The organism is Actinomyces sp. Z5 (genome assembly GCF_003287795.1).
Taxonomy (GTDB): domain Bacteria; phylum Actinomycetota; class Actinomycetes; order Actinomycetales; family Actinomycetaceae; genus Actinomyces; species Actinomyces glycerinitolerans.
The window spans coordinates 101,951-121,705 of sequence record NZ_QMIN01000040.1; the positions used below are offsets into that span (position 1 = coordinate 101,951).

General features: G+C 65.4%; 15 protein-coding genes. 3 read left to right on the forward strand and 12 right to left on the reverse strand.

Annotated features, from left to right (window positions below):
* Nucleotides 1-8: 8 nt before the first annotated feature.
* From DRB06_RS04525 to DRB06_RS04555, 7 genes are all read right to left on the reverse strand, one after another.
* Nucleotides 9-455, reverse strand: coding sequence for an RbsD/FucU family protein (locus DRB06_RS04525; RefSeq protein ID WP_204519832.1), 447 nt, complete (start codon nucleotides 453-455; stop codon nucleotides 9-11).
* 382 nt (nucleotides 456-837) lie between these two features.
* Complete coding sequence (locus DRB06_RS04530; RefSeq protein WP_111819232.1) at nucleotides 838-1,734, reverse strand: carbohydrate ABC transporter permease; 897 nt, start codon at nucleotides 1,732-1,734, stop codon at nucleotides 838-840.
* Nucleotide 1,735: 1 nt separating this feature from the next.
* A complete protein-coding gene (locus DRB06_RS04535; RefSeq protein WP_073327698.1) occupies nucleotides 1,736-2,653 on the reverse strand; it encodes a carbohydrate ABC transporter permease in 918 nt (305 codons plus the stop codon).
* 74 nt (nucleotides 2,654-2,727) lie between these two features.
* Nucleotides 2,728-4,002: an ABC transporter substrate-binding protein gene (locus DRB06_RS04540; protein ID WP_108969478.1), complete on the reverse strand. Its 1,275-nt coding sequence runs from the start codon at nucleotides 4,000-4,002 to the stop codon at nucleotides 2,728-2,730.
* A gap of 151 nt (nucleotides 4,003-4,153) precedes the next feature.
* The gene (locus DRB06_RS04545) at nucleotides 4,154-5,188 is read right to left on the reverse strand and encodes a LacI family DNA-binding transcriptional regulator (protein WP_083565354.1); all 1,035 of its coding nucleotides are present in this window, start codon (nucleotides 5,186-5,188) and stop codon (nucleotides 4,154-4,156) included.
* Between the two features lie 89 nt (nucleotides 5,189-5,277).
* A complete protein-coding gene (locus DRB06_RS04550) occupies nucleotides 5,278-5,928 on the reverse strand; it encodes an MBL fold metallo-hydrolase (protein WP_111819233.1) in 651 nt (216 codons plus the stop codon).
* On the reverse strand, nucleotides 5,928-6,686 hold the full coding sequence (locus tag DRB06_RS04555) for a DsbA family oxidoreductase (RefSeq protein ID WP_220092971.1): 759 nt from the start codon (nucleotides 6,684-6,686) through the stop codon (nucleotides 5,928-5,930). Before DRB06_RS04555 ends, DRB06_RS04550 begins: the two co-directional genes overlap by 1 nt.
* A gap of 65 nt (nucleotides 6,687-6,751) precedes the next feature.
* On the opposite strand from DRB06_RS04555, the gene DRB06_RS04560 reads away from it, so the two are divergent.
* Nucleotides 6,752-7,141, forward strand: coding sequence for a helix-turn-helix domain-containing protein (locus DRB06_RS04560; protein WP_073327704.1), 390 nt, complete (start codon nucleotides 6,752-6,754; stop codon nucleotides 7,139-7,141).
* A 6-nt stretch (nucleotides 7,142-7,147) separates the two neighbouring features.
* Here DRB06_RS04560 and DRB06_RS04565 read toward each other — a convergent pair whose 3' ends face one another.
* The 5 genes from DRB06_RS04565 to DRB06_RS04585 form a co-directional block, all read right to left on the reverse strand.
* Complete coding sequence (locus DRB06_RS04565) at nucleotides 7,148-9,199, reverse strand: beta-galactosidase (RefSeq protein WP_111819235.1); 2,052 nt, start codon at nucleotides 9,197-9,199, stop codon at nucleotides 7,148-7,150.
* Between the two features lie 111 nt (nucleotides 9,200-9,310).
* Entirely contained in the window at nucleotides 9,311-10,657 is a 1,347-nt protein-coding gene (locus DRB06_RS04570) for an extracellular solute-binding protein (protein WP_108966039.1), read from the reverse strand.
* 56 nt (nucleotides 10,658-10,713) lie between these two features.
* Nucleotides 10,714-12,066, reverse strand: coding sequence for a sugar ABC transporter substrate-binding protein (locus DRB06_RS04575; protein ID WP_111819236.1), 1,353 nt, complete (start codon nucleotides 12,064-12,066; stop codon nucleotides 10,714-10,716).
* A gap of 113 nt (nucleotides 12,067-12,179) precedes the next feature.
* Entirely contained in the window at nucleotides 12,180-13,076 is an 897-nt protein-coding gene (locus DRB06_RS04580; RefSeq protein WP_073327709.1) for a carbohydrate ABC transporter permease, read from the reverse strand.
* Nucleotides 13,077-13,079: 3 nt separating this feature from the next.
* Nucleotides 13,080-14,009, reverse strand: coding sequence for a carbohydrate ABC transporter permease (locus DRB06_RS04585; RefSeq protein WP_073327710.1), 930 nt, complete (start codon nucleotides 14,007-14,009; stop codon nucleotides 13,080-13,082).
* 172 nt (nucleotides 14,010-14,181) lie between these two features.
* Here DRB06_RS04585 and DRB06_RS04590 point away from each other — a divergent pair, with 172 nt between their 5' ends.
* The gene (locus DRB06_RS04590) at nucleotides 14,182-15,207 is read left to right on the forward strand and encodes a LacI family DNA-binding transcriptional regulator (protein ID WP_111819237.1); all 1,026 of its coding nucleotides are present in this window, start codon (nucleotides 14,182-14,184) and stop codon (nucleotides 15,205-15,207) included.
* 111 nt (nucleotides 15,208-15,318) lie between these two features.
* Entirely contained in the window at nucleotides 15,319-18,933 is a 3,615-nt protein-coding gene (locus DRB06_RS16025) for a glycoside hydrolase (protein ID WP_181575185.1), read from the forward strand.
* The last annotated feature ends 822 nt before the right edge of the window (nucleotides 18,934-19,755 follow it).

Below are 19,755 nucleotides of genomic sequence, written 5' to 3' on the forward strand. Positions count from 1 at the left end.
CCTCCTTGTCAGTCCTGCGGCCCAAAGCTCGGCAGCACGCCCTTGGTGAGCAGGTAGCAGCCGTAAGGCCGGGTCTCCTGGGTGTGAATGACCGCGGAGGCGGAACGAGCGGCCTCGTAGAAGTCGAAGCGTTCCATGGCGGCACCGGAGATCTCGCGCCCCTCGAGTTCCGTGGCCACGGCGAGGACGTCGCGGGTCACCTCGCGCAACTCGGTATCACCCTCGCCGATCATGTAGCGCACGGGCGCCTCGACGAAGGTGTCAAGCGGCATGAGTTCGACCACCAGTCGCACGGCCTCGGGACTGTTCAGCGAGGGCATGGGGATGACTGGTCGGCCGGTGGCGTAGGCGGGGTAGTTGGAGTCGACGACGGCGATGACGTCGCCATGCCCCATACGGGCCAGCACGCCCAGCAGTTCGGGCGTCATCAGGGTATTGATTCCTTTGAGCATCATTCTCTCCTTTGAAGGTAGTGCCGACGCTGGCGGCACCTTAACGCTGCCTGGGTTCCGGGGTCCCTCGCGCGCGCCCCAGGGTCTCGAAGGCACCTGGCGTGACGGGTCGACGTACGTTACGGTTTCGTCATTATCCCTGTTAGTTCCTGAAAGGGCCAGTTGATGATGGATGACGGCACCCGCATTGTCACAAACGGTGACAAACGAGCCCGGGACGTCGGCCCACGACTCACGAAACGTTGGAATCATGCGCCTGCGAAAACCAATCCGGGCACCGAGTCCGACGTTTGTCACCATTTCGGACACCGCTGGTCACCGGACGCCCCACCCCCAGCTCCCCGTCGATCGTCCGACGCCGAGCCCGTCGATGCAGCCGGCGCGCTCAGCCCTTCACCGCCCCGGAGAAGGCACCGGAGACGAAATAGCGTTGGAAGAGCAGGTAGACGATCAGCACCGGGATCGCAGTCATAATGATGAAGGCGTTCAGCGGTCCGTAGTCGGTGCCGTGCTGGGCGGAGAAGTTCTGCACGGCCAGCGGGATAGTCGCCATCGATCCTGATTGCAGAATTGTGGAGGCCATGGCGTACTCGTTCCAGGTAGACACGAAATCCAGGACGAACAGAGCAGCCAGCGTCGGCTTGATCAACGGGCAGCAGATCTGCCAGAAGATGCGGAAGGTGGAGGCGCCGTCGAGCCGGGCGGACTCCTCGACCTCATCGGGTATGGCTCGGAAGGAGCCATAGAGCATGAAGACCTGGTACGGCACGCCAAAGGCGAGGTACGGCAGGATCAAGCCCACGTAGGTGTCCAGCAAGTCCGCCTTCAGCAGCAGTTGGAACATGGGCCCGAGGGCAACCTGGATGGGCACCATAGAGCCGACAGCGAAGACGGCGACGACCCACTTGGCCCGCCGCATATGGATACGTGCCAATGCGTAGGCCGCGAGTGCTGCGAGCAGCAGGCCCAACGGCACTTTGATGACCGAGACCAGCAGACTGTTACTGCCACTGATCCACAAGTCACCGGTGTCGACGGCGTCGGCATAGTTGCTCCAGAGCCACTGCGAGGGCAAACCGAGCGTAGATCCGCTCGCCAGGTCCGCTCGACTCTTGAAGGAGGTGAGCAGCATGACGGCGAAGGGCACCAGCCAGAACGCAGCCGTGATGAGTAGCGCGACCCACAGGCCGGTGGTGACCCAGTCGCGCGGCGGCCGGTTCGGTGCGGCGACTGCCCCGGCATCGGAGCCGACGGCGGTGCGGGCCACAGGAATAGCAGTCATCTCAGTCCTCCCCCTTCATGGACCAGGCCAGGTAGGGAACCACCAGGCACAGCGAGAGAATCAGCAGGACGGTGGCGACGGCACCACCGGCCCCGAAGTTGTGGTTGGAAAAGGACTGCTGGTACGACCACAGGGCGAGAACCTGGCTGGACTGCGCCGGCCCTCCCCCGGTCATGCCGACCACCAGGTCGTAGACCTTCAGCGAGTTGATAATGGTCAGAATGACAACGACGACGGTCGTCGGTCGCAGCGCGGGCCAGGTCACGTTGCGGAAGACCTGCCAACGGCCCGCCCCATCAACCTTGGCCGCGTCCACGAGCTCGGCCGGCACGGATTGCAGACCGGCGAGGAAGAGCACCATGTTGAAGCCGACCCCCTGCCATACCGAGGCGACAAAGATGGAGTACAGGGCGGTGCGTGGGTCACCCAACCACTCGTGGGCCAGTCCGCCCAGACCGACCGCCTCGAGTACCTGGTTGATAACGCCCATGGTGGGGTTGTAGATCCACCGCCAGATCGCTGCCACCGTGATGGATGCGAAAACGCTCGGGATGTAGAAGATCGAGCGGAAGGCATTGCGCCCCCATATGCGCTGGTTGAGGGCTAGGGCCATGAGGAGGGACAGCACCATGGGGATGGCTACCGATAGCACCACCCAGATCATTGAGTTCTTGAGGGCAGTCCAGAACACCGTGTCCTGCGTGAGCAGGTACCGATAGTTCTTGAGCCCGACGAATTCCTGGGCGGCGGTGGCGTAGCCGGACCAGGAGAAGAAAGACAGCCGTACCGAGTCAATCATCGGATACAGCAGAAATATGCCGTACAGCAGGGCCGCCGGGGCCAGGTAGGGCAGGGAACGCAGCACGCGGTGCTGTTTGATGGCCCGTACGGGCGCTGACGCCGTTTGAGCTGTTGCCATGAGAAGTTCTTTCGCTGAGCTTGTTGCGCGGATCGGACCTGAACTGGCCTGTCCGCTCGCGCGGTACCGGCCGATCAGGAGTTGGCGTCGATGAACTTCTGCATGGCCGGGCCGGCCTCCTCCGGGGCCATATCACCGATGAGGACGGCGTTCTGGATGCGCCAGTACTCGGTCGTCTCATCCAGACTGAGGGCCTGGTCGAAGTTGTTGTACATCTCCTCCGAGGACTCCAGGATCGGGGGCCACAGTGCGTCGAGTGGGTTGGCCTCGGAGACTTCGACGTCCTTATTCACACTCACAGCCGCCCAGGCACCGCCGCTGCCGCCCATCTGTTCGGCCGAGGTGACGAAGTCGAGGAATGACGCGGCCAGGTCAGCCTTCTCGGTGTTGGCGTTGATGTAGAAGCCCTCGCCGAATCCATACAGGCGTCCGGTTCCTGTGGGGAAGGGGAAGATGCCGACCTCTTCGGGGTCCATTCCGTTGTCCACACACTGGGCGTCGAACCACGTGCCCTCCAGAGCCATGGCTGCCTGCCCGTTCCAGAACAGCAGGCTGGAGTCGTCATTGGAAATGGACATGTAGCCTGCGTTGAAGTAGTTATCCGCCCAGGTCTTGAGCTCGGTGAAGGCCTCGGCTACACCTGTCTCGGTGTCCCAGCCCGTCTTGTCGGTGACCAGGGTTCTGGCGACGTCGGCGCCGCATTTGGTTTCGATCAGTGAATCGAGCAGACGCATGACGTGCCAGTTGACGGTGCCGCCGAACTCGATCGGCGTGATGCCTGCGGTCTTGAGGGCGTCGCAGGCGGCGATGAGCTCGTCATAGGTGGTCGGCTCGGCGGCGATGCCGGCCTGTTCGAACAAGGTCTTGTTGTAGTACAGGCCCTGTGCCTGCAAGGTCCAGGGGATACCGTGGTAGCCGCCGTACTGGGTGATGCCCGCCAGGGATGCGGCGGTGAAGCGGTCCTCCCAGCTGTACTGCTTGTAATAGTCGGTCAAGTCCAGGCTCATACCCGCCTCGACAAGATCTCCTCCTAGTCCCGGTCCCTCCCAGTACCAGTAGATGTCCGGTCCAGCGTTGGTGCCGGAGACCTGACGCATGGACTCCTTGAGTGAGTCGGTGGAGTGTGTCTCGTACTTGACGGTCACGCCGTTAGCCTCTTCGAAAGCGGCAACCAGGCGGTCGATGTCCTGCTTTTGGGAGTCCTCGAGTGCGCCGAGCCAGAGGGTAAGGGAGTCCGCGCCACCGCCCGACGCCCCTCCTCCCTGGCGTCCGCAGGCGGCGAGAGCGCCGGCAGTGAGGAGGGCGGTACCGAGCCCGATGGCGTGACGGCGAGTGAGAGTTGTTTTCATGATGTCCCCTGTGGCGTTGAAGCTGTCGTGCGGCGGCAGTGCCGGACAACGGCAGGTCTCATGTTCATTCAACATTGAATGAACACTGTTAAGCATAACAGTCTGCGCTCTGCTGTCAAGGGCTGCGGTTGCGTATTCGACCGAGGTCGACTCAGCCCAGCGCGCCCAGGTATCCGGCCGTCGAAGCGCGCACCACCAACTCGGGCCGCGGCGCATCGTCGTCGTAACTGACGCCGGTTACATCGGCGACGGCCCGACGCAGCGCTACCTCACCAATCCGCTCGAAGTCGATACGTGCAGTTGTGAGCGGAGGATCCATGAACTGTGCGTCGGGCATGTCATCGAAGCCTGCAATCGCATAGTCGCGGGGCGCTATGAGTCCCCGCTGGCGCAGTGCACTGATGAATCCCAGAGCAATGGTGTCGCTTCCCGCGAAAACGGCGGAGAACGATCCCGCCTCCACCCGCCCAGCACATTCGGCTCCGGAGGCGGCGTTCCACTCACGACTCTCCAGCACCGGCAACCCCTCCAGGCCGGCGGCGGTCATCTCCGCCTCGTAGGCGCGCCGCCGGGCGACCGCCTGTGCCCGGTCGGATGGCCCCGATATGTGCAGGATCCGGCGGTGCCCCAGCGCGATCAGGTGCCGCATGACCGCACAGGAGGCCTCGTAGGAGTAGGGGCCAACGGCGTCTACGGCCTTGTCAGGCAACTCCGCCAGAGTTACTAGCGGGACCGCGCCATCCACGTAATCAATGATCCGCTTGATGCTGTCATACGGGGAGCCCACGATCAGGGCGTCCACGCGCATGGACAACAGCGTGTCCACCTCTGTCAGGAGTGCCGCCCAGGACTCTGCGCTTGTGGCGGGATCGCGTTCCATGTGGGAGATCATCACCGCCTGTCCGGCCTCCCGAGCCGCACGCGTCAAGCCGCCCATGATCCCGGAATTGCCGTAATTGAGCGGCCCCAGCAGCACTAGCCCGATCAGGTTCGTGTGCCGCGCCTTCATCTGCAGCGGAATGCGATTGCGCACGTACCCCAGCGCATTTACGGCGGCCTCCACGCGCGCACTGGCGTCGGCAGAGACATATCCGCCGTTGAAGTAACGCGAGACGGTCTGAGCGGACACTCCGGCGGCACGACCGACGTCGACCATGCTGGGTCGCCTGCCTTCCACGCGCGCCATGCTGCCCAAATCCTTCTCGGTTGCTCCCGGCCGCACCGAGCCTTCTCGTCGCGGCTTGCCCTATGCCGCTCAGGGTAGTCGGCCCCGAATCACTCGGCCGCGTCGCACCGTCGTACCGCGCGTCTGAGGCGCGCGACCGTGATGGGGAGGGAGTGTCCCGACAGCAGTTCCGTGCCATCGGGGAGCGTGAGCAGCCTGGTCTCCAGGCTCTCACGAAGCTTGCCCGCATCCCCCGTCGGAAAGATGGTCAGCCCGGGGCCTCCCTCGTAGACCGTGTCACCAACCACCGCGAAGCCGGCCTGTTCGCAGTAGAAGGCGCAGGAGTCATCGGTATGCCCGGGAACGTGCAGGACCTCGAGTTCGACGCTCGATCCCTCCCCCAGGGCCAGGCGGTCGCCGTGTTGGAAGTTCTCCACATCGCGGACCCGCAGGGGCGCGCCGTGGGCGGCGGACAGGTTCAGATCGGGGTCGCCCAGGTAGCGCTTGGATTCCGCATGCGCCAGCACGGGGACGCCCAGGGCGGCGCGCAGCTCATCCACGGCCCCGACATGATCGAAGTGGCCGTGCGTGAGCAGGATGGCCTCCACGGTCCACTGATGCCCGCGCACGGCACGCAGAAACAGGTTCGCCTGGGCGCCAGGGTCGATCAGGAACGCATGTCGCGTGACCTCATCGACGACGAAGTAGCCGTAGGTGGCAAACACGCCCCGGGCCAGAAGCGGGCGAACCTGTACCCCCATCAGATCGCGCACCCCTCCGGGCCGCAGGCGCCGCCCTCGGTTGTGTCCTCCGCGAGCGCCGCGTCGCGCGCGTTTGTGAGCACGCGGGTCATCTCCTCGATCGGCTGGGCACCCGAAATGGCGTACTTGCCGTCCACCACGAAGAACGGCACGGCATTCACCCCCATGGAGTGCGCCTCGCGCTCATCGGCACGCACGGCGTCGGCGTACTCGTCACTGGACAGCACGCGCTCCACGTCCGCCTCCGGCAGTCCGGCCTGCTTGGCCAGGCGCCGCAAGACGGCGTGGTCGGACATGACCTCGTTGTCCACGAAGTAGGCGTGGAAGCAGAGTTCCTCGAAGCGGGTGTTGCCCTGCTCGTGCGCGAGCTTGGTGAGCCGGTGCGCATCGAACATATTGGTGTTGCGCGTGGTGGCGTAGTTGAAGTCGATGCCTTCGGCCCGCCCCATCGCGCTGATGGAGTCGATGCGCTGGCGTGCAGCCGCCCTGGTCAGCCGGTACTTCCTGGCGAAGCGGTCAAGCGTCGTTCCCTGCACCTCGCGGGGCGCGTCCGGGTAAAGCTCGAAGGCCTTCATCTCCACCTCGACGTCGTCGGCCAGGCCGAGCGACTCGATCGCCTTGTGCAGGCGGGTCTCGCCTACGTAGCAGTACGGGCATGCGAAGTCCGACCAGTAGGTCACCTTCATGTGTTCCTCCTCGGGGTTGTGGGCGCCGGCGCGCTGCGCGCGGCCTGCGCATCTGGAGCAACTGTCACTCATGGCGCTACGGTTCCGCTAGTACTATCTTTTTCTGTAGTACTAGCGGCACGAAGGAGAGGAGCGGCATGGCCGAGGCCCCCAAGATCGAGTGGTGCCCCGCGATCGCGTCCCTGCAGAAGGTCGTGGGCGGCAAGTGGAAGATCGAGATTCTCTTCTACGTCGCTCTGGCCGAGGTCAGACACTTCGGCCAGTTGAAGCGTTGCCTGCACGGTGTGTCGGACTCGACCCTGTCCAAGCAACTGCGAGAGCTGGTTGCGGACGACTTCCTGGAGCGCGTCGACTACGGCGAGGTGCCTCCCCGCGTGGAGTACCGGTTGACCCGCCGCGGAGAGAGCTTCAAGCCCCTCATCCAGGCGATGTGGGACTGGAGCGAGGCGGAGTTCGAGTTCTCGCGCGCCGAGGCCGCCCAGATGCGCGCCGCGCGCGACGAGTTGGGTATTCCCCAGGTGCGGTGAGGCGGCTCAGTTGCGCGGCACCCGTACGACGACGGCGTCGCTCGCGCCGAGGGAGTCGGCGCCTCCCAGCGGTACGCCGCCCAACATCCCGGCGACGGCGGCGGCAGTCCCGAGGTCGTGGTTCCCCCGGTTGGTGAGTGTCCAGTAGTCTGCCGCCTCGCCGCGGCGGGCGGAGGCAATCACCTGCCCGCGCAACGGTTCGGGCAGGTCCGGGCCGATGCCGGCGGACGCAAGCAGTTCGGCAACCAGCTCTGCCAGGTCTTCACCCTCCAGGCGCGTGGAGACATACGTTGCCGACCCCTGTCCCACCGGGCGCCGCGTGACGGCGGGGACGCCCGCTTCAATGCCGCGAGCATGTTCGTAACGGCGCAGCACCTGGACGTCGGGAGCGGTGAGCTCCACCCGCTCGCTCCACATACGGCCGGTGCCGCCATTGGAGAGCGCTGCTGCGTCGGCGTCCAGCAGCGGGCTGAACTCCTCGACGCGGATGCCTAAAAGATCGCGCAGGGCGCCGGGGTAACCGCCGAGAATGATGTGGTCGTGCTCGTCCACGGTCCCGGAGAAGTAGGTTGTCACCAGGTGGGTGCCGCCCGCGACGGCGGCGTGCAGGCGCTCGGCCAGGTCGGCGGGCACGACGTGCAGCAGCGGGGCGACGAGCAGGTCGTACCTCTCCAGATTGTTGCGTGCAGTAACGACGTCGACTCGCATTCCCGCGGCGACCAGGGCCCGGTACCAGTCCAGGGCCTGGCCGCGATAGTCCAGGCGGGTGTGCGGCAGGAATTCCTGCGTGAGCGACCACCAGGACTCGTAGTCGAAGATGACCGCGGCGTGGGCGGGCAGTGCCGGGCTGCCGGCCACCGCGGCCAGGTCCTCCAGGCTCTTGCCCAGGGCGACGACGTCGCGGAACAGGCGCGAGTCCTCCCCGGCGTGCGGAAGCAGGGCGGCGTGGTATTTCTCGGCTCCCGCCCGCGAGGCCCGCCATTGGAAGAAGCAGATGGCGTCGGCGCCGTGGCCGAGGTGCGTCAGTGAGTCGCGCATCAATTCCCCGGGGAGCTTAGGCGGATTCACGGGCCGCCAGTTGACGGCGGAGGTGGCGTGCTCCATGAGCCACCACGGCCGACCCTTGGCAATGGCGGAGGTCAGGGAGGCGGAGAAGGCGAGCTCATCGATACCGCCGGGGCCGGGGTCCAGGTAGTGGTCGTTGGAGACGAAGTCGACGTCATCGGCCCAGCCCGGGTAGTCCATGGCGGAGGTGTCACCCATGATCATGAAGTTGGTGGTGATCGGCACGTCGGGGGTGATGGCCCGCAGCACTTCGCTCTCGGCGCGCAGGTGGTCGCGCAGGGCGTCGGAGGAGAAGCGACGGAAGTCGAGCAGCTGGCTGGGGTTGGGCTCGGAGGCGGCCAGGCGGGGTGGAAGGATCTCCTCCCACCGGTGGTAGGTCTGTGACCAGAATGCCGTCCCCCAGGCGTCGTTGAGCGTCTCCAACGTGGTGTAGCGCTCGCGCAACCAGGCGCGGAAGGCCGCGGCGGCATCGTCGGAGTAGTCGTAGGCATTGTGGCAGCCGAGCTCGTTGTTCACATGCCAGGCGGCCAGCGCAGGGTGGCTTCCATAGCGCTCCGCCAGACGGCGCGTCAGCTCCAGGGCGTAACGGCGGAACACGGGCGAGGTGGGACGCCACTGCTGTCGTCCCCCCGGCCACAGCGTCTCACCCGTACGGGTGACCGGCAGTACCTCGGGGTGCTTGGAGGTGAGCCAGGCGGGCGGAGACGCGGTGGAGGTGGCCATGTCGACGTCGATACCGGCCTGCGCCAGTCGGTCCATGATCCGGTCCAGCCACTCGAAGTCCCAGGTGTCCTCGTTCGGTTGAATATGCGCCCAGGAGAACACCGGCAGGGTGACGACGGTTACGCCCGCCCGCCGCATCAAAGCGATGTCCTGTTCCCAGGTGGCCTCTGGCCACTGGTCGGGGTTGTAGTCGGCACCGAAGTGGATGGCCGCGCTCTCGCGGCGCGGGCGCCGCGGGAAGCCGGGGCGGGTGGTGGCGTTGCTGTTCATTCGTGCCTTGCCTAGTCCTGAACCGACCTGAGCCGATTCTGTGGTGGTTGGCGACGACGCGCCGTGGAGTCAAAGCGTGTTTCGGCTCCACGGCGCGTCGTGCGGGCGCGGTCAGGAGACCGTGAAGCCCTGCTGATTGCCGTAGGTGATGCATGCCTGCTGCCAGGCGGACAGCCCGTCGGCAATGGAGGTGGCACCTTTGGACTCGTAGGCCTTGCCCACGGAGTCGTTGAAGATGGAGTTGGCGTAGGCCTGGAAGGGGAGGAAGGACCAGCCCTCGGTGACGGCCGCGGCACTGTCGGCGAAGATCTCGTTCGCCTTCTGGCCACCGAAATACTCGAATTCGGTCCCCAGGAACTCCTCGCTGCTCAGGTCCGCCGTTGTGGCCGGGAAGGCCCCATTGGCGATACGGCTGGCGACGCCGTCCCCGGCGTTGGCGTATTCGATGAAGTGGTACGCCAGGGCCTGCTTATCGCTGGCAGCAGTCACCGCAAGCGAGGAACCGCCCATCTCCGAGGAGGCGGTCTGCCCGGCCTCCCAGGCCGGCAGCGGCGCCACCCGCCACTTGCCCGCCCCGGCCTCAACGCCGCCTACGAAGGAGGCCGGCATCCACGCGCCCATGACGAGGGAGGCGATGGTGCCGTCTCCCAGGCCCCGATACCACTCGTCGGACCAGTCGGCGCAGGGATAGAGCAGTTCCTCCTCGATCAGCGTGGCCCACAGCTCGGCGTACTTCTGGGAGGTCTCCTCGCTGAAGTCGATGCCGACGGTGGTGCCGTCCACCGTGTAGGGACGGGAACCGGCCTGCCACAGCAGCGACAGCGTCTTGACCGCGTCCCCGATGTCGTTGGCGATGTACTGCTCCGGGTTGGCGGCGTGAATGGCGCGGGCGGCGTCGAGATACTCCTCCCAGGTGCTGGGGACCTCAACCCCCGCCGCATTGAAGACCTCCTCGTTGTAGAACAGGGCCATCGGGCCGGAGTCCATGGGCAGGCCGAAGATGCCCTCGTCCGAGGCGACCGACGCCCAGGGGCCGGCGGAGTAGGAGCCGGCCAGGTCGGCGGCACCGAACTGGGTCAGGTCCGCGAGCGACTCGGACAGGGAGAACTGCGGCAGGGCGTAGTACTCGATCTGGGCGACGTCGGGGACGCCGGACCCTGCGGAAATGGCGTTCTGCAGCGCCGTGTACTCCTCGACGTTGGTACCGGCATTGACCAGTTCGACCTTCACGTTGGGGAAGGCGCGCTGGTACTCGGCGACGACGTCGGTGAGTGTGGGCTCCCAGGACCATACGAGCAGCTCCCCGCCGGCCGCGGCGGCGGAGGCCGCGGCCGAGGGGTCGACCTCGGCAGTGCTGCCGCCGTCGGAGTCGGAGCCGGAGCAGGCGGCCAGGGTAAGGGCGAGAGCGGAAGCGCCGAGGGCGGATAAGGCGCTGCGACGGGTCAGATCAACGGGCATGACGGAACCTTTTCTCTTGATTCGGATGGAGCGTCGGTCGTGGTGGCGCGACGCGGTCAGGAGACCGTGAAGCCCTGCTGGTTGCCGTAGGCGATGCAGGCGTCCTGCCAGGAGGCCAGCCCCTCGGCGATGGTGGTGTCGCCGCCCGTCGTGTAGGCCTTGCCGACGTGGTCGTTGAAGATGGAGTTGGCGTAGACCTGGAAGGGCAGGTAGGTCCAGCCGGACAGCACGTCCTTGGCGGCCTGGGACAGGACCTCGTTGGCCTTCTGGCCGCCGAAGTACTCGAACTCCTTGCCCAGGAAGTCCTCGGAGTCGAGTTCCGCCGTCGTGGAGGGGAAGGCGCCGCCGTCGATGCGGATCTGGATGCCGTCCTGGGCGGAGCAGAACTCGACGAAGGAGTAGGCCAGCGCCTGCTTCTCGGAGGCGGCCATGACCGCGAGCGAGGAGCCGCCGTTCTCGGCGCAGGCGGGAGTATCGGCGTCCCAGCGCGGCTGGGGGGCTACGCGCCACTTCCCGGACGCACCCGGCACGGAGGAGGTGAAGTTGCCGGGCATCCATGCGCCCGTCACGAGTGCGGCGATAGTGCCGTCGCCCAGCCCCTGGAACCACTCGTCGGTCCAGCTGGAGATCGGGGCGAGCAGCCCCTCCTTGATCAGGGTGGTCTGGAGCTCGGAGAACTTCTCGGCCTCGTCCGAGGAGAAGTCAATGGTGACGGTGGTGCCGTCCACCGTGTAGGGCTGGGCTCCCGCCTGCCACAGCCCGGACAGGGTGGCGCCCGCGTCGCCGGTGTCGCTGGCGATGTACTTGCTCGGGTCGGCGGCGTGAATCTTGCGGGCGGCATCCAGGTACTCGTCCCAGGTGGTGGGGACGTCGACGCCGAGCTCGGTGAAGACCTCCTCGTTGTAGAACATGGCCATCGGGCCGGAGTCCAGGGGCAGGCCGTATACGCCCTCACCGGTGTGCACGGAGTTCCACGGCCCCTCGGTGAACGTGCCCTCGTAGTCGGCAGCGCCGAACTGCGTCAGATCCGCCAGGGACTCGGAGATGGAGAACTGCTGCAGGGCGTAGTACTCGACCTGGGCGACGTCGGGCCCGCCCTTGCCGGCAGAAATCGCGTTCTGCAAGGACGTGTACTGGTCGGCGGAGGTGCCGACGTTGGTCACGGTGACCTTGACGTTGGGGTACTTCTTCATGAAGGCCTGCGCGCAGGGCTCAATGGTGTTGTCCCACGCCCACACGAGCAGTTCGCCGCCCGCCTCCGCGGCCGAGGCTGCGGCGGAGGGATCGACGTCGGCCGCCCCACCGGAGGACGAGGAGCCCGAGCCGCAGGCGGCCAGCAGAGCTGAGGTAGCGCCGGCCACGGCCGCGGCAGAGCCGGCGTGCAGAAACATTCGACGATCAATGGTCATGGGATTTTCCTTTCCAGTTCGCACCCTTGCGGTGCTGGTGGGAGTGTTTGGGTTGGGGGTTGATGTAGTCGAAGGACGCAGGGGCAGGCGGAAGGAGGCTCGGAGTGGCGGCATCATTCCTTGACGCCGCCGGAGGCCAGGCCGGCCTGCCAGAAGCGCTGCAAGCCGAGGAAGGCCGCGATCAGCGGAATGATGGTGAGCAGCGAGGCGGTGATGACCAGGTTGAAGATCGCCTGCCCTCCGGCCGTAGCTGCCTGCGCGTTCCAGGCGTTCAAACCGATGGTGAGCGGATACCAGCTGGCGTCCTTCAACATGATCAACGGCAGGAAGTAGTTGTTCCAGGTGGCCACGATCGCGAACAGGGCGACCGTCACGATGCCGGGGCCCAGCAGCGGCAGAGCCACCTGACGGAAGGTACGAAACTCGCTCGCGCCGTCGATCCGGGCCGCCTCGAGCAGCTCGGTGGGCACGGCGTCGCGGGTGAACTGCCACATCAGATACAGACCGAAGGGCGAGATCAGCGAGGGGATGATCACCGACCACGGAGTGTTTGTCAGCCCCAGCTTGGCGAACATGAGGAAGGTCGGGACCGCGAGCGCGGTGCCGGGGACGGCGACGGCGCCGATGACAATGGCGAAGACGGCGTTCTTACCCGGGAAGTCGAACTTGGCCAGACCATACCCGGCCAGTACCGAGAGCAGCACGGAGCCGCCGGCGCCCAGAACCACGTACATCAGCGTGTTCAGGAACCAGCGCACGAACTGGCCGTCGTTGTAGGTGAGCGTCTCGCGGATGTTGTCCCACAGGGCGAAGTCATGACCGAACCACAGCCCGAAGGTGGAGAAGAGGTCCCCCTGGGTCTTGGTCGAGGAGATGAACAGCCACAGCAGCGGCAGGTAGGTGTAGATGAGCATCAGGCCCATCACGATTGTCAGCAGCCAACTCTTGCGGGGGTTCTCGACGTTGTAACCGCGGTGGGCGACGGCGGCCTCGGTGGTCTTCTTGCTCATGGCTCAGTTCTCCCGGTTCCCGCGCAGCTGGACGAAGTAGGCCACGGCCATGGTGATCAGGCCCATGACGATGGCGACGGTGGCCGAGTAGTTGTACTGCTGGCCGGCGAAGGAGAGGTTGTAGGCGTAGTAGTTCGGCGTGTAGTAGGTGGTGATCGCGTTGGGGGCGAGGCTTTGCAGGATCGAGGGTTCGTTGAACAGCTGGAACGATCCGATGATGGAGAAGATCGTGGCGATACCCAGGGCGCCGCGCAGGGCCGGGATCTTGATGGCGGTGATGATGCGCCACTCGCTGGCGCCGTCGATCGCGGCGGCCTCGTACAGGCTGTGCGGAATCGTCTTCAGCGAGGAGTAGAAGATCAGCATGTTGTAGCCGACGAACTCCCAGGTGACGATGTTGCCGATCGACACCAGAATGACGTTCGCACCCAACGGGTCGGGGATGCTCACACCGAGGAAGTCGGACAGTGAGCCCACCAGGCCGAAGCGGTTGCCGTACATGAAGCCCCACATGAGCGCGGCGACCACGGCGGGCACCGCGTAGGGCATGAAGATGGAGATGCGGAAGAACGCCGTGCCGTGGAGCTTCAGAGAGTCGATCGCCAAGGCCGCCAGCAGCGACAGCGTCAGCATGATGGGCACCTGAACCACCAGGAACAGTGCGACGCGGCGGAATGCCTCCCAGAACTGCGGGTCGCCGAAGAGCTGGATGTAGTTGTCCAGGCCGACGAACTGGTTGCCGCCGACCATCCGGTTCTGGAACAGGCTCAGGTAGATCGAGTAGAAGATGGGTGCGAGGAAAACGAAGGCGAAGACCACCATGAAGGGGCCAACGAAGCCCCATCCGGTCCAGCGACGTTTATGGCGCCGCTCGGGCGCGGGGTTGGTTTGCGCGGCACCGGAGGTGCTCGCTGCGACGGGAATCGCCGACATCCTTGTCCTTCCGTCTCTGCACTGAGCGGAGTGGGCCGATAGAGTGGTGTTTACGCAAACAATTGCAACAGCGGGGATGGTTGCGTAAACATCGTGAACGGGTGTTACCTTGTCACATCGGTTCAGTTATGTCAACCATGACCCCAACCATCGTTGACCTCAGGAGGTCATCATGCCCGCACGACGGCGCCGCCAGGTCTCCATGGCGGACGTGGCTCAGCTGGCCGGCGTCTCCGCACAAACCGTCTCGCGCGTGTCCAACGGATACGAGGGCGTGGTCCCCGAGACCCGCGAACGGGTGGTCGCAGCCATGCGCGAGCTCGGTTACCGCCCCAACGCGGCCGCCCGCGCCCTCAAACGCGGCAACTTCCACAACATCGGCGTGGTCATGTTCGACCTGACCGCTACAGGCAACACCTCTACCCTCGCGGCGATCTCCGAGTCCGCTTCATCCCACGGCTACACCGTCACCCTCATGGCACCGCAGTCCCGCACCACAGCCTCCGTCTCGGGAGCCTTCGACCGCCTGAGCGAGCTGCTGGTCGACGGGATCATCCTGGTGATGGAGTCGATGCCCGACGACGCCGAGGGCGCGTCCTTCACGCTCCCCGACGTCGAGCACCTCGTCGTTGTCGATTCCGCCCTGGGCCCGGATCATGCGGTGGTCGATACCGATCAGGCCGCCGGCACTCGGTCCGCCGTCGAGCACCTACTGGCACTGGGGCACGCGACCGTCCACCACATCACCGGCCCGGCCTATTCGTATTCGGCACAGCGCCGCGAGAAGGCCTGGCGTGAAGTGCTCACCGAGGCCGGACGGCGGGTGCCCGAGCCGGCACACGGCGATTGGTCGGCCGGCTCCGGCTACCAGGCGGCCCTGACTCTGCTGAAGGATCCGAGCTGCACCGCCGTCTTCTGCGCGAATGACGAGATGTCACTCGGACTGCTGCACGCCGCACAGGATCTGGGGCGGCACGTCCCGGAGGACCTGTCGGTGGTCGGCTTTGACGACATCCCCCTTGCCGCCGACTTCGCTCCCCCGCTGACGACCGTGCACCAGGACTTTGCCGGCATGGGCCGGGCCTGTATGGCCCGCCTGGTGCGCATGATGAGCACCGGGGTGGCCGAGACCGGCCAGGAGCTGGTGCCGACGTCACTGGTGGTACGCGCATCCACGGCACCGCCACGGAAGCACTGAACAAGTTTCCTCACCCTTGACGCCGCGGTGGGGCGCGGCAATAATCGGTACAGGCAGTGATGTTTGCGCAACCATCGCTGATATTCCGCTATTTCTCAATGGGGAGAGTTCATGAGGAAGCTACGTATCCGCACCCTGGCGGCCCTCGCAGCCGCATCACTTGCGGCTGCTGGAATCGTTGGCATAGCGCCACCCAAGGCGTCAGCAGCCACCGCAGTCACCGTCACCATTAACCCGAGCTATCAATCGGACGCCTTCGAAGGCTGGGGGACTTCCCTGGTCTGGTTTGCCAACGCCACCGGGGACTACCCGCAAGAGGTCCGTGAACAGCTACGCGACGCCGTGTTCGGCGAGGAGGGGCTGAACCTCAACATTGCGCGCTACAACATCGGCGGCGGCAACGCGACGGACGTTCCCGACTACCTACGTCCAGGAGGAGCAGTCGAAGGGTGGTGGAACCCCGATCTGCACGCAACGGACGATGAGGGGAGCATCACCTCGACCTATGCCGACCGCGGCCGTTACCGCGCCGCCTGGAATGGCGACGACACGAACTCCTACAACCTGTCTGCGGATGCGACGCAACGGTGGTGGATAGACGCGATCAAGGCCGACATCACGCACTGGGAGGCCTTCTCCAATTCCCCACCGTATTTCCTCACCCAGTCGGGGTTCGTCTCCGGAGGCATCAACGACGGTTGGGCCGAGCAACTGTCCTCCGATGACATGGAGGCCTTCGCCGACTACCTCGTCACCGTGGTCGATGAGCTGGAATCTGCCCACGGAATCAAGGTGAACACGATTGACCCCTTCAACGAGCCCAACACCAACTATTGGTCCACATCGATCCGCAGCGGCGAGCAGTGGCCCAACTCCTCCTCACGGCAAGAGGGCGCCCACATCGGTCCGCAAGCACAGAACGAGATGATCCAGGTCCTCCAGGCCCGCCTCAACGAGCCCGGGACCGGCACCGAGGCCGTCATCTCCGCTATGGATGAAACCAATCCCAGCACTTTCGTCACCGACTGGAACGCGTACTCCGCCCGGTCGCGGGCCGCGGTCGACCAGTACAACGTGCACACCTATGGTACGGGCGATCGCCAGGTCGTCCGCGACATAGCCAAGGTTGATGACACGTCACTCTGGATGAGCGAGGTGGAGGGCGACTGGAGTCCGAAGAACGGGCTGAACCTCACCGAGATGGGCAACGGTCTAGGCATGGCCCAGCACATCACCGACGACCTGCGCGAGCTCGAGCCCGATGCCTGGGTGTTCTGGCAACCCGTCGAGGATCTTTACAACATGGAGAAGGTGGAGCGGCTCAACTGGGGCTCGGTCTTCATCGACTTCGACTGCAACGACAACGGCGATTCCGAACGGCGCCTGGCCGACGGCGACGCCGATCCGAGCTGCAAAGTCCTGACGAACTCCAAGTACAACACCGTGCGCAACTACACGCACTACATCGTCCCCGGCTCCCATCTCATCCCGACGGATTCCACACAGTCGACCGCGGCTATCCGCCCCGACGGGTCCGGAGTCAACATGGTTCATATCAATGACTCCTCCGAGGAGCGCGCAGTCACCATCGACCTGTCCAAGTTCGCCTCGGTCGCCGGCGCGACCGTTACCCCAGTAACCACTACCGAGTCCCCCGAGTCCGATCCGACCGCCAACGCGCTGGTGACCGGCTCGGCCGTCAACGTCGACCCTGTCACCAAGACGGCTACACTGACCGTTCCCGCGATGTCCGTCACCACATTCCTTATCGACGGCGTCACCGGTGTCGCCGACAACGCTGCATTCCTTCAGGACGGCCACACCTACGAAGTCACCGGCGTTCAGTCCGGCCGGTCCCTGACGGCGAAGAACGGTGGCGTAGTCATCGACGACTTCACCCCCGCGGACTCCGCAAACCAGTTGTGGACCGTGCACACTCTCTCCGGCGCCGGCACCAACCAACAGCGCGTCACACTCACCAACCGTGCCGGGCAGGTGCTGGCAGATGTCGACGGTACGGCGGTTGCCGCCGCTCCCGACACCGTTTCGGAGGACTCAAGCACGTGGATCGTGACCACCACTAACGGCGAGGACTTCTCCCTGGTGTCCACCGCCCGCCCCGTAGTGGTGGAGGTGAACGGCCAGGCGCAGAGCGCGGGCAGCCGCATAGGGACCTACAAGTCCAACGGCGGCGGCAACCAGCGCTGGACCGCCCGGGACATCACAATCACGGGCTTCAAACCGGTCACCGCTAACACGTCTGTAGGCGTAGTCCCGGTGCTGCCAGAGACCGTCATTCCCCTTTACGCGGACGGCCCCGGCGCCCCCGCCTCCGTGACCTGGGACGTGTCCGGGCAGGACTGGTCGACGTCGGGTACAGTCACAATCCACGGCTCCGGTACCGATGCATACGGAAACGCATTCGACGACGTCGTAGCCACGATAGAGGTGGGACCGGCAACTTCTTCCGACCCGACCAGCGTCACGGTCCGGAGTGGCGCCTCCGTCGCGGATGTGAGTGCAGGGGCGCCGGAAACGGTACGCGCCCAGGCCGGAGACTCCGCTTCGCGTTTCGACGCCCCAGTAGTCTGGGACTACTCAGACCTCACCGCCGAGCAACTCGCCACCGTGGGCGTGTACGTAGTACCGGGAACCGCATCCTCGGGCGGCGCCGAAATCCCGGCAACACTCAACGTGATCGTCGTCGGTGTCGCCCCTGCGAACATCGCCCCCGAGTCGGCCCCTACAGCCACCTTCACCGAGCCCGGCTATTCCGTCGAGGGCACGACGAACCTCGTGTTGACCGATAAGGCTTGGTCGAACTGGAAGTCCTCGGATAAGAACCTCAGCGACACTCTCACCTACACCTTCGCGGACAACGAGACGGTGACGGATGCAACTGTGTATTTCTACATGGACGGCTCCTCACACAGCTGGGCAACGCAGATTGTCCCCGAGTATCTCGATCCCGACACCGGATCCTGGATGAGCCTGCCGAGCGTGCCCGTCCCAGATCAAGCAACGGCACCAACCGTGACAGTCGATTTTGGAAACATCCAGGCCGCGGCTGTGCGCTTCGTACTCACTGCACGCGAGAACACCCACATGATCGTCTCAGAGGTGGAGATAAACGCCCTGCGCGCGGCTCCGTCCTCGGTATCGACACTCTCTCGGCTCACCGTAGGCGGTGTTGACGTGGAGGGGTTCTCCCCCGATGTCACCGAGTACGCACTCACCGTCACCGCCGATCAGCAGCCGCCCGTCTTCGCCGTACCGACCGACGTCGACGCGAGCGTTGATCAACGCTCGGATGGCCAGGGCACAACAACGATCACGGTCACCGCGCCCGACGGGACGCAGACGACCTACACCGTGCACGTGACACTCACGCAGCCCATCGCCACACCAGAACCCACTCAGGCCGGGACTCCTAGCGCCGTGCCGCAGCCGACGGCGACCAGCAGTGCGGGTGCTCCCACCTCCGCACCGATACCCGAGGCTACGACCGCATCCAGCGCTATGCCTACGGCCATTCCCCAAAGCCCGGGCTCCACGCCCAGCCAAAGCGCCGAGGCGGCTATCACCGCCCGGGCCTCCGCCCAACCGGTGCCCGGAAAGTCCGGACACTCGCTGGCGCGAACCGGGGTCAATATCGCCAGCGCCTTCGCCGCTGCAGGACTGCTTGTGTCCGGCACCGTACTGCTCCGGCGCCGGTCGGAGAGCTGAGCCGCTTCGGCGCCGGCGGTCAGTGGATCCTGCACCGCCGCCGGCGCCGAGCCTGGCTCAGTTCCCGGCAGCTCGAGCCGCACCGCCGTAGGCGCCCAACGGTGGGAGTGCACCGCCTGCCGGGCCTCGACCACCGCGCCGCAGCCGGCCTCGCCGGGTGGGGCCGACATCGGTCGGACCCCTTACGTCTGTTTGGGCCGCCCCAGTGGCACACTACGGCGGTCCAAACATAAAGAAGCGCTCCAAACAAGGCACGCCGACTGCGAACACCCAACGACACACCGGCCTAAAGCGGCTCTTCGTGTTTGGGAGGTGTGGCTGGTGGTGTGTTCTGGTTGGACTGAGAACGACCTTGGTTCGGCCAGAACGTCCTCTTCGGCCCGAAACCCTCCCGAATGTGGAGGGTTTCGGTACGCAACACCGCCTTGACCGTCCGCAACGCCACTCACCGGCCTGCCGCACGCCCCGGGAGACCTTCAACAGGCCACTAACTAGCGTCACAAACGACCTCCCCGACACCCCCAGGCCCACACCGCCGGACCACTCAGCCGGGCGCTGACCCGCACCGCCGGGCGCGGGCCAGGCGGACTGCCGAGTGCAGCGGCGGAGGGTACTTCGGAGGGCTCTTACGCGCGTGCCATCATTGGTCGGCGTCAGGGCGCGGCGTCATGGGGTGGTGTCGCGGGGTGGACGGTTCGTGTGTTCCGGTGACGGTTCGTCAGGTAGCACCAACGATTCGGCATGAACCACGACGGTTCGTACCTGTTATGTCTCAGGACATCGGTGACAGTTCTGTGTCAGGACATCGGTGACAGTTCGTGG

What these genes read in the sequence shown, in the direction of transcription:
- DRB06_RS04525 (WP_204519832.1), bottom strand. Translation starts at nt 455, where the DNA reads ATGATGCTCAAAGGAATCAATACCCTGATGACGCCCGAACTGCTGGGC.
- DRB06_RS04545 (WP_083565354.1), bottom strand. Translation starts at nt 5,188, where the DNA reads ATGGCGCGCGTGGAAGGCAGGCGACCCAGCATGGTCGACGTCGGTCGT.
- DRB06_RS16025 (WP_181575185.1), top strand. Translation starts at nt 15,319, where the DNA reads ATGAGGAAGCTACGTATCCGCACCCTGGCGGCCCTCGCAGCCGCATCA.
- DRB06_RS04580 (WP_073327709.1), bottom strand. Translation starts at nt 13,076, where the DNA reads ATGAGCAAGAAGACCACCGAGGCCGCCGTCGCCCACCGCGGTTACAAC.
- DRB06_RS04585 (WP_073327710.1), bottom strand. Translation starts at nt 14,009, where the DNA reads ATGTCGGCGATTCCCGTCGCAGCGAGCACCTCCGGTGCCGCGCAAACC.
- DRB06_RS04540 (WP_108969478.1), bottom strand. Translation starts at nt 4,002, where the DNA reads ATGAAAACAACTCTCACTCGCCGTCACGCCATCGGGCTCGGTACCGCC.
- DRB06_RS04570 (WP_108966039.1), bottom strand. Translation starts at nt 10,657, where the DNA reads ATGCCCGTTGATCTGACCCGTCGCAGCGCCTTATCCGCCCTCGGCGCT.
- DRB06_RS04565 (WP_111819235.1), bottom strand. Translation starts at nt 9,199, where the DNA reads ATGAACAGCAACGCCACCACCCGCCCCGGCTTCCCGCGGCGCCCGCGC.
- DRB06_RS04590 (WP_111819237.1), top strand. Translation starts at nt 14,182, where the DNA reads ATGCCCGCACGACGGCGCCGCCAGGTCTCCATGGCGGACGTGGCTCAG.
- DRB06_RS04555 (WP_220092971.1), bottom strand. Translation starts at nt 6,686, where the DNA reads ATGAGTGACAGTTGCTCCAGATGCGCAGGCCGCGCGCAGCGCGCCGGC.
- DRB06_RS04535 (WP_073327698.1), bottom strand. Translation starts at nt 2,653, where the DNA reads ATGGCAACAGCTCAAACGGCGTCAGCGCCCGTACGGGCCATCAAACAG.
- DRB06_RS04560 (WP_073327704.1), top strand. Translation starts at nt 6,752, where the DNA reads ATGGCCGAGGCCCCCAAGATCGAGTGGTGCCCCGCGATCGCGTCCCTG.
- DRB06_RS04530 (WP_111819232.1), bottom strand. Translation starts at nt 1,734, where the DNA reads ATGACTGCTATTCCTGTGGCCCGCACCGCCGTCGGCTCCGATGCCGGG.
- DRB06_RS04550 (WP_111819233.1), bottom strand. Translation starts at nt 5,928, where the DNA reads ATGGGGGTACAGGTTCGCCCGCTTCTGGCCCGGGGCGTGTTTGCCACC.
- DRB06_RS04575 (WP_111819236.1), bottom strand. Translation starts at nt 12,066, where the DNA reads ATGACCATTGATCGTCGAATGTTTCTGCACGCCGGCTCTGCCGCGGCC.